The organism is Sandarakinorhabdus oryzae (assembly GCF_009733735.1).
Taxonomy (GTDB): Bacteria; Pseudomonadota; Alphaproteobacteria; order Sphingomonadales; family Sphingomonadaceae; genus Sandarakinorhabdus; species Sandarakinorhabdus oryzae.
Map to the genome: position 1 here is coordinate 1 of NZ_WNJP01000114.1, position 9,066 is coordinate 9,066.

The following is a 9,066-nucleotide window of genomic DNA, read 5'->3' on the forward strand; positions in this document are numbered from 1 at the left end:
AGCGCCGGCCCCCACGCGGAGGCGCTGGCCGGCTGCCTGTTTGCCCGTGCCCTGCCCGGCGAGATCGAGGGGCTGGACGACGCTGCCCGCGCTGCCGTGGGCGCCTTCGTGGCCCAGGCCGCCAGCCAGCGCGCGCCCGATGCGCCGGTGATTCATATCGACCCGCTGGCCGAGGACGGCGCCCGCCGCCTGCGCCTTGCCATCATCGGCGAAGACCGGCCCTTCCTGGTCGATTCGACCGCCGCCGCCGTGACCGCGGCCGGTATCGACATCCACCGCCTGCTGCACCCGGTGATCGACGTGCGCCGCGATGGCGACGGCCGCTTGCTGGAGGTGATCGGTGCCGGCCGGAACGGCGCGCCGGCACCCGGCGTCAGCCGCGAATCGGTCATCTACATGGAGATCGAGCAGGTTGGCGCCAAGACCCGCGCGGCGCTGGCCGCCAGCCTGACCCAGGTGCTGGCCGACGTGCGCGCTGCGGTGACGGATTGGCAGGCGATGCTGGGGCTGCTGCGCGATTGCATCCGCGCCCTGGCTGACAACCCGCCGCCGCTGGCACCGCACCGCACCGCCGAAGCCATGGCCTTCCTCGAATGGCTGGCGGCCGACAATTTCACCCTGCTCGGCGCCCGCCGCTATGCCCTCGATGGCGATCTCGATGATCCTGCGATGACGGTGACCAGCGATGTCGGCCTCGGCCTGCTCGCCGATCCTGATTATCCGGTGTGGTCGGGCACACGCGGCCCGGCCGACACGCCGCGCGCCCTCAACGCCCTGCTCGCCAGCCCGGAACCGCTGCTGATCACCCGCGCCGGCGCCGTGGTGAGCGTGCACCGCCGGGTGAATGGCGACCTGATCGCGGTGAAGGGCTTTGACCGGCAGGGCCGGGTGATCTCGGAAACCCGCTTCCTCGGCCTCTACACGTCGGCGGCGCTCAACACCTCGCCGCGGCAGATCCCGCTGCTGCGGCGCAAGGTGGGCGAGATCATCGACGCGCTCGGCTTTGGCGAGGGAGGCCACACCGCCAAGGCGCTGGTGCATGTGCTGGAAAGCTTCCCGCGCATGGAGCTGTTCGAAGCCAGCGCCGACCAGTTGAAGACGATGGCGCTGGGCCTGCTCTCGCTGCTCGACCGGCCCCGGCCCAAGTTGTTCGCCCGGCCCGATCCGTTCGGGCGCTTCGTTTCGGTGCTCGTCTATGTGCCGCGCGACCTTTACACCAGCCGCCTGCGCGAGGCCGCCGGCCAGATGTTGGCGCAGGAGTTGAAGGGCAGCATTGCCCGATACGAAGTGGAGTTGCGCGAGGAGGGCCTGGCCCGCGTGCAATATGTCGTTGATGTCGCCGATGCCGCCAGCTTCACGGCCGATCAGGCCGCTGCGCTCGATCGCCGCCTGCGCCAGCTGGTGCGCGGCTGGGAGGAAGACCTGGAAGCCGCGCTCGCCGAACGGACGACACCAACCCGCGCCGCCCGCCTGGCGCGCAGCCACGGCCGCGCCTTTTCGGCCAGTTACCGCGCCCAGCACCAGCCGGAAGAGGCCGCCGCCGACATCATGGCGCTGACCGAGCTTTCGGACGAGAACCAGCGCGGCGTGCGGCTGATGCCGGGCGACGTGCCGGGACAGGTGCGGCTGAAAATCTATCGCCTCGGCCGCATCATACCCTTGTCGGAAGCGGTGCCGGTGCTGGAGAATTTCGGCCTGCGCGTGATCGAGGAATATCCCTTCGATCTGGATGGCGGCGCCCTGGGTTGGGTGCATGATTTCCTGGCCGAAGTGCCGGATGCCACCCTGCTGGCCGATCTGGACGGGCTGGCGGCGCGGGTTGCCCCGGCGCTGACCGACGTGCTCACCGGTGCGCAGGAGAATGACGGGTTCAACGCCCTCATCCTCGATTGCGGGCTGAACGCCGTGGAGGCGGCGCTGCTGCGGGCCTGGTTCCGTTACCTGCGCCAGACCGGTGTCACCTATGGCGTGATGACGGTGGTCGACGCGCTGAAGCGCTACCCCGCGCTCACCCGCGACCTGGTGGCGCTGTTTGCCGCCCGCTTCGGCCCTGATGTTGACGATCGGGCGGCAGCAGAAGCCGAGCTGCTGGCCCGCATCGATGCCGGCCTCGCCAATGTCGCCAGCATCGATGATGACCGCATCCTGCGCCTCTATCGCGCTGCCATGCTGGCGACGCTGCGCACCAATTTCTATGTGCCGGGCGGGCCTGAGGCGATGGCCTTCAAGCTCGACTCCCACCTCGTCCCCGGCCTGCCGCCGCCCATCCCCTATCGCGAAATCTGGGTCTATTCCCCGCGCGTCGAGGGCATCCACCTGCGCGGTGGGCCGATCGCCCGCGGCGGCCTGCGCTGGTCTGACCGGCGCGACGATTTCCGCACCGAAGTGCTGGGCCTGGTCAAGGCGCAGAAGGTCAAGAACACGGTGATCGTGCCGACCGGTGCCAAGGGCGGTTTCTATCCCAAGCAATTGCCGCCGGCATCGAACCGCGACGCCTGGCTGGCGGAAGGCACCGAAGCCTATCGCATCTACATCCGCGCGCTCTTGTCCATCACCGACAATCTGGCCGTGGACGGCACGGTGCTGCCGCCCGGCGGCGTGGTGCGCCACGATGGCGATGATCCCTATCTGGTGGTCGCGGCCGACAAGGGCACCGCCACCTTCTCCGACACCGCCAACGCGATTGCCGAATCCCAGGGTTTCTGGCTGGGCGATGCCTTCGCCTCGGGCGGCGGCAATGGCTATGACCACAAGGCCATGGCCATCACCGCCAAGGGTGCCTGGATTTCCGTGCAGCGCCATTTCCGCGAAATGGGCATCGACGTACAGACCGAAACAGTGCGTGTCGCCGGCGTTGGGGACATGTCGGGTGACGTCTTCGGCAACGGCCTGCTGCTCTCACCGGCCGTCGCGCTGGTCGCCGCCTTCGATCACCGCCACATCTTCCTCGATCCCACGCCCAACATTCCGGCCGCCTTTGCCGAACGCCAGCGGATGTTCGCGCTGCCGCGGTCAAGCTGGGACGATTATGACAAGGCGCTGATCTCGAAGGGCGGCGGCGTCTTCCCGCGCAGCCTGAAATCCATCCCGCTCTCGGCCGAAGTGCAGGCCATGCTGGGCGTCACCGCCGAGGCGATGGCACCCACCGAGCTGCTGTCGGCGATCCTCAAGATGCCGGTGGATCTGATCTGGTTCGGTGGCATCGGCACCTATGTGAAGGCCTCCACCGAAAGCCAGGGTGATGCCGGCGACCGCGCCAATGATGCCATCCGCGTTGACGCGCGCGAGTTGAAGGCCCGGGTGATCGGCGAAGGTGCCAACCTGGGCCTCACCCAGGCCGCGCGCATCGAGTATTCCCGGGTTGGTGGCCGCCTCAACACCGATTTCATCGACAATTCGGCCGGCGTCGATTGTTCGGACCACGAGGTCAACATCAAGATCGCGCTGAATGGCGAGGTTGCCGCTGGCCGGCTGTCACGCCCCGACCGCGATGCGCTGCTGCGGGTGATGACCGACGATGTCGCCGAACTGGTGCTGCGCGACAACCGCCTGCAGACCCAGGCCATCAGCCTGGCCGAAACTGGTGGCGCCGCCGCCGTGCCGGTGTTCCAGCGCCTGATCCAGACGCTGGAAGGCCGCGTTGGCCTTGACCGCAAGGTGGAAGGCCTGCCCGGCGATGATGTGCTGGGCCAGCGTGCCATGGCCGGAGAAGGCCTGACCCGGCCGGAGCTGGCGGTGATCATGGCCTATGCCAAGATGGCCGCCTATGATGCGTTGGTGGTGAGCGAGGTGGTGGCCGACCCGCTGCTGGAGGCCGATCTGATCGCCGCCTTCCCGACCGCCATGCAGGGCGCCTGGCGCGATTCCATCCTCCATCACCGGCTGCGCCGCGAACTGGTGGCGACCAAGCTGGCCAATGAGCTGATCAACCGGGCCGGCCTGTCGGCACCGTTCGAGATCGCCGAGGAACTGGGCGCCGGCATCGCCGATGTCGCCCGCGCCTTCGTGGCGGCACGGCAATTGTTCGGCTTTGCCAGCCTGTGGCAGGCGATCGACAACGCCGACGTGCCGGCAGCGGCCGCAGGTGCCCTGCACCGCGCGGCACAGCGCGTGCTGCGCGCCCAGATTGCCGATCTGGTGCGGCTGGGCGGTGGCCGCAGCGCCTCGGCGCTGGTTGATGCCGTCACACCCGGCCTCAAGGCGCTGGGCGGGTCGATCGAGATGCTGGTCAAGGCCGAGGTGCGCGGCCAGCTCGACCGTTCGGCCGCCCGGCTCGCTGCCGATGGCGCCCCGGCCGATCTGGCGCGCAGCATTGTCCATATCGAGGCGCTGGATGGCGCTGTGGGCGTGTCATTGCTGGCGGCCGAACGCCGGCTGGATGTTGCCGCCACCGCCCAGGCCTATGTCCTGCTGGGCGAGGCGGCGGGCCTGGACTGGGCCCGCGGCGCCGCGGCCGCGCTCAACCCGGCCGATCCCTGGGAACGACTGCTCACGGCGTCGCTGGTGCGCGATTTTGAGCAGATCCGGCTCGATCTGCTGCGCATCATCGTGGCCGAAGGCGGCAACCCCTTGCGGGCGCTGACGGCCTGGCTGGAGGCCAACGCCGCCAGGGTCACCCGCATCGCCAATGCCATCGGCCGCGCCCGCGACGGCGGCATGGTGAGTGCGGCGATGCTGGCCCATATCGCCGGGCAGGCCCGCGCCGCGCTGAGCTGAACGCCCTCTCCCGATTGGGGAGAGGAGCAACTTCGCCCCCTTGTTGCGTCGGCTCGGCCCTGCTAGCGGCAGCACCATGTCTGTGGATAGCGAAACCGTACGCAAGATCGCGCGCCTGGCGCGCATCGCTGTGACCAATGACGAGGTGCCGGGCCTTGTCGAACAGCTGAACGGCATCCTTGGTTGGGTGGAACAGCTGGGCGAAGTTGACACCAAGGGTGTCGAGCCGATGGCCAGCGTCATGCCCGGCCATCTGCGCTGGCGCGCCGACGTGGTGAACGACGGCGGCATCCAGGACAAGGTGCTGGCCAACGCGCCCGAGGCGGCGAGCGGCTTCTTCGCCGTGCCGAAGGTGATCGAGTAATGACTGTGCTCACCGATCTCTCGCTGGCCGAGATGAAGGCCGGGCTTGCCGCAAGGCAGTTCAGCGCCGTCGAACTGGCGCAGGCCCATCTCGATGCGATGGCAGCCAACCGGCATCTCAACGCCTATATCGTCGAAACGCCGGACCTGGCGCTGGCCCAGGCCAAGGCGGTGGACGCCGGCACCCGCAGCGGGCCGCTCGCCGGCATCCCGCTCGGCATCAAGGACCTGTTTGCGGTTGAAGGCGTGCAGACGACGGCGGGCTCGAAAATCCTCGAAGGCTTCGTGCCGCGCTATGAATCGAGCGTGACGGCCAATCTGCTGCGCGACGGTGCGGTGTTCCTCGGCAAGCTCAACATGGACGAATTCGCCATGGGCTCGTCGAACGAGACCAGCGCTTATGGCCGCGTGATCAGCCCGTGGAAGGCCAAGGGTTCGGACGCCGAACTCGTGCCCGGCGGCTCGTCGGGCGGCTCGGCCGCCGCAGTTTCGGCCCGGCTCTGTGCAGGCGCCACCGGCACCGATACCGGCGGTTCGATCCGCCAGCCGGCCGCGTTCGTGGGCATTGCCGGCATCAAGCCGACCTATGGCCGCGCCAGCCGCTGGGGCACCATCGCCTTTGCCTCCTCGCTCGATCAGGCCGGCCCGATGGCCCGCACCGTCACCGATTGCGCGCTGCTGCTCAGCTCAATGTGCGGCTTTGATCCCGAGGATTCGACCAGCCTCGATGTCGCCGTGCCCGATTGGGCTGCGAGCCTGACGGGCACGATGAAGGGCAAGCGCGTCGGCATTCCGGCCGAATATCGGCTGGACGGCATGGACCCGGAAATCGCCGCGCTGTGGGATCAGGGGATCGCCTGGCTGAAGGCTGAAGGGGCCGAGATCGTCTCGGTCTCGCTGCCGCACACCAAATATGCGCTGCCCACCTATTATATCGTCGCCCCGGCCGAGGCGTCGTCCAACCTCGCCCGCTATGATGGCGTGCGCTATGGCAAGCGGGTGACGCCGGCGGGCGGCAATGTCCACGACATGTATGCCGCCACCCGCGCCGCCGGCTTCGGCAAGGAAGTCAAACGCCGCATCATGATCGGCACCTATGTGCTGTCGGCCGGCTTCTACGACGCCTATTACACCCAGGCCCAGAAGGTGCGGGCGCTGATCGCGCGCGATTTCGAACAGGCCTTCGAAACATGCGACGTGCTGCTCACCCCCACGGCGCCCAGCCCGGCCTTTGCGTTCGGGGCCAAGGCCGATCCGCTCGCCATGTATCTGAACGACGTCTTCACCGTGCCGGCCAGCCTGGCCGGTCTGCCGGCGATGAGCGTGCCGGCCGGCCTCTCGGCCTCCGGTCTGCCACTCGGTCTGCAGATCATCGGCCGTCCGCTCGACGAGATGGGCGTGCTCGATGCCGGCCGCGCCATCGAGCGGGCGGCGGCCTTCACCGCCCGGCCATGACGCGCCGCTGATGGCGCCGCTGGCGCAATTCCTGCGCTTCGGCGTCGTCGGTGTGCTCAACACCGCCACCTCCTATCTCGTCATCCGGGCACTGGCCGGGCTGATCGGCCTGCCCGCAGCCAGCGCCACCGGTTATGTTGCCGGCATGGTGCAAAGCTTCATTCTCAATCGCTTCTGGACCTTTGGCGCCACGCGGCCGGCCGGATCGGGCCGCTGGCGGGGCGAGGCGCTGCGCTTTGTCGCCGTCAACCTGGTCTGCGGCGGGCTGTTCACTCTGGTCACTGCGCAGGCCGCGCCGCACATCGGCCTCCTCGCCGCCACGGTCACCGGGGTTGCATTGGTCACCCCGCTCGGCTTTATCCTCAACCGGTTCATCGTGTTTCGTTGAAGGGGGCTTGGGGGCAGCGATCATGGTCAAATTGTCGGTCGTGATCCCGTGCTACAACGAGGAGGCCTGCCTGCCGGAACTGCACCGCCGGGTGTCGGCTGCGGCCCACGGCTGTTTCGGTGACGATCACGAGATCGTGCTGATCAACGACGGCTCGCGCGATCGCACCTGGCCGATCATGCAGGCGCTGGCTGCCAGCGATCCGCGGCTGGTGTGCATCAACCTGGCGCGCAACCATGGCCACCAGCTGGCGCTCACCGCCGGGCTCGACCTGTGCCGCGGCGAGCTGATCCTGATCATCGACGCCGATCTGCAGGACCCTCCGGAACTGCTGCCCGACATGTTGAAGACGATGGCCGATGAAAGCGCCGATGTCGTCTATGGCCTGCGCATCAGCCGCGATGGCGAAAGCCTGGCCAAGAAGGTGACCGCCGGCCTGTTCTACCGCGTGCTCGACCGGCTGACCGACATCAGCATCCCGCTCGACACCGGCGACTTCCGGCTGATGACCCGGCGCGCGCTCGACGTGCTGATGGCGATGCCGGAACAGGCCCGCTTCGTGCGCGGCATGGTGGCGTGGATCGGCTTTCGCCAGGCGCCCTTCCCTTATGCCCGCGCCCAGCGACTGGCCGGGGTGACCAATTACCCGTTCACCAAGATGCTCAGCCTGGCCTTCGATGCCATCACCGGCTTTTCGACCGCGCCGCTGCGCTTTGCCAGCCATGCCGGGCTGTGGCTGGTCGGCCTGTTGCTGCTGGTGGCGGCCTATATCCTGATCCAGTGGCTGAACGGCCACACGGTGGAAGGCTGGACCTCGCTGTCGCTGCTGATGATCGGGCTTGGGGCGGCGCAGATGTTGGTGCTGGGCGTGATCGGTGAATATCTCGGCCGCGTCTATGTCGAGGCCAAGCGCCGGCCGCTCTATATCGTTGCCGACGTGCTAGGCAGCAGCCGGCCACCGGGACGGCTGGGCGTCAGCCGTGCGGCCGAAGCGCCTGTGCCGGTGATGCCAGCGCCACAAGCGACAGACCCGGCGGCATCGGCACCCGCCCAACCAGCCCTGCCTCAAGACTGAAGATCCGCTTGAACAGGGCGTTGACCGGACCCGGCGGCTCGGCATCGTCCTTGCCTTCGCGCCCGGTCAACCGCGAAGCCAGGCGATCGGCCACCGCCAGCGGGAACAACAGGCTGTTGAAGCTGTCGAGCAGCCGCAGTTGCAGCCCTGACCCTTCGAACACGGCGCGCAGCGAGGCCTTGCTGTAGCGGCGGAAATGATGATTGGCGACATCGTGGCCGGTCCACATCCACTGATGCTGCGGCACGGTGACGAGCAGGCTGCCGCCCGGCGCCAGCTGACCGGCGATGGCGTTCAGCGCGCCACGATCATCCTCCACATGTTCCAGCACGTCGAGCAGCGCGATCAGGTCATAGGGGGCGGCCGGCAGCGGCGGCAGTTCGGGCAGGCGGGCCGGCAGCACCGGGCGACCCAGGCGCTCACTGGCCAGCGCCCGGGCAGCATCATCCAGTTCCAGCGCGTCCACCGTGCCAAAGCGGCCGAGCATGTCCAGATTGTGGCCGGTGCCGCAGCCGATTTCGAGGATGCGCGGGCTGGCCGGCAGCGGCACCTCGCGGGCGATCAGGCTGGCCAGCACCGCGCGGCGGGCGACATACCACCAGTGGCTGGCGGCGTGACGGGCCATGTGATCATAGATGCTGCGGTCCATCGCTCTCAACGCTCCGGGGTCAGCCGCAACAGGCGGAAGCGGCCGGCCTGGGCGACGATCGGGAAATCGGTCGGCGGATAGGGCCGGCCGGCCGTGGCCTGGCACAGCAGCAGATAGTCATAGCCAGCGCGGGCATGGGCGCGGGCAAGCAATTCGGGCTGGTCGCGGGCTTCGGGACCCAGATGCTGCGTCGCCATGGCTTCGCGGGCAACGGCCAACCGGCCGCGATGTTCCAGCGGCTGCGCGGCCCGAATGGCAAACAGCGGCACCGCCTCGCTGTGGCGCACCAGCAGCAGCGGCGGATACATTTCGCAGCGGCCGGGCATGTCCGCGTGCGGGCGGGCCCCCACCGGTGCGCCGGCCATCACCTGGCCGGCGGGCAGCGCGGCGGTCACCCGGTCAAAGTCCACCAGGTCGGCC

At 68.6% G+C, this 9,066-nt stretch carries 7 protein-coding genes; 5 read left to right on the forward strand and 2 right to left on the reverse strand.

What is annotated here, in order from left to right; genetic code table 11:
• The 5 genes from GJ693_RS11125 to GJ693_RS11145 all read left to right on the forward strand — a co-directional run.
• Positions 1 to 4,716: NAD-glutamate dehydrogenase (locus GJ693_RS11125; protein ID WP_408014565.1), on the forward strand; the 4,716-nt coding region annotated here is incomplete at its 5' end.
• Positions 4,717 to 4,792: 76 nt separating this feature from the next.
• Positions 4,793 to 5,080 carry an Asp-tRNA(Asn)/Glu-tRNA(Gln) amidotransferase subunit GatC gene (gene gatC / locus GJ693_RS11130; RefSeq protein ID WP_156256375.1) on the forward strand — a complete coding sequence of 96 codons (288 nt, stop codon included), beginning with the start codon at positions 4,793 to 4,795 and terminating at the stop codon, positions 5,078 to 5,080.
• A complete protein-coding gene (gene gatA / locus GJ693_RS11135) occupies positions 5,080 to 6,534 on the forward strand; it encodes an Asp-tRNA(Asn)/Glu-tRNA(Gln) amidotransferase subunit GatA (protein ID WP_156256376.1) in 1,455 nt (484 codons plus the stop codon). Before gatC ends, gatA begins: the two co-directional genes overlap by 1 nt.
• The gene (locus GJ693_RS11140) at positions 6,485 to 6,922 is read left to right on the forward strand and encodes a GtrA family protein (protein ID WP_156256377.1); all 438 of its coding nucleotides are present in this window, start codon (positions 6,485 to 6,487) and stop codon (positions 6,920 to 6,922) included. Before gatA ends, GJ693_RS11140 begins: the two co-directional genes overlap by 50 nt.
• Positions 6,923 to 6,944: 22 nt before the next feature.
• Entirely contained in the window at positions 6,945 to 7,997 is a 1,053-nt protein-coding gene (locus GJ693_RS11145) for a glycosyltransferase family 2 protein (RefSeq protein ID WP_156256378.1), read from the forward strand.
• Here GJ693_RS11145 and GJ693_RS11150 read toward each other — a convergent pair.
• Entirely contained in the window at positions 7,897 to 8,646 is a 750-nt protein-coding gene (locus GJ693_RS11150) for a class I SAM-dependent methyltransferase (RefSeq protein WP_156256379.1), read from the reverse strand. The genes GJ693_RS11145 and GJ693_RS11150 overlap by 101 nt on opposite strands.
• Positions 8,647 to 8,651: 5 nt before the next feature.
• A partial coding sequence (locus GJ693_RS16935; RefSeq protein WP_197042131.1) for a hypothetical protein occupies positions 8,652 to 9,066 on the reverse strand: 415 nt, incomplete at its 5' end.

Coding starts and splice junctions, on each gene's coding strand:
- GJ693_RS11150 (WP_156256379.1), bottom strand. CDS start 8,646: ATGGACCGCAGCATCTATGATCACATGGCCCGTCACGCCGCCAGCCAC.
- GJ693_RS11140 (WP_156256377.1), top strand. CDS start 6,485: ATGCCGGCCGCGCCATCGAGCGGGCGGCGGCCTTCACCGCCCGGCCAT.
- gatA (WP_156256376.1), top strand. CDS start 5,080: ATGACTGTGCTCACCGATCTCTCGCTGGCCGAGATGAAGGCCGGGCTT.
- GJ693_RS11145 (WP_156256378.1), top strand. CDS start 6,945: ATGGTCAAATTGTCGGTCGTGATCCCGTGCTACAACGAGGAGGCCTGC.
- gatC (WP_156256375.1), top strand. CDS start 4,793: ATGTCTGTGGATAGCGAAACCGTACGCAAGATCGCGCGCCTGGCGCGC.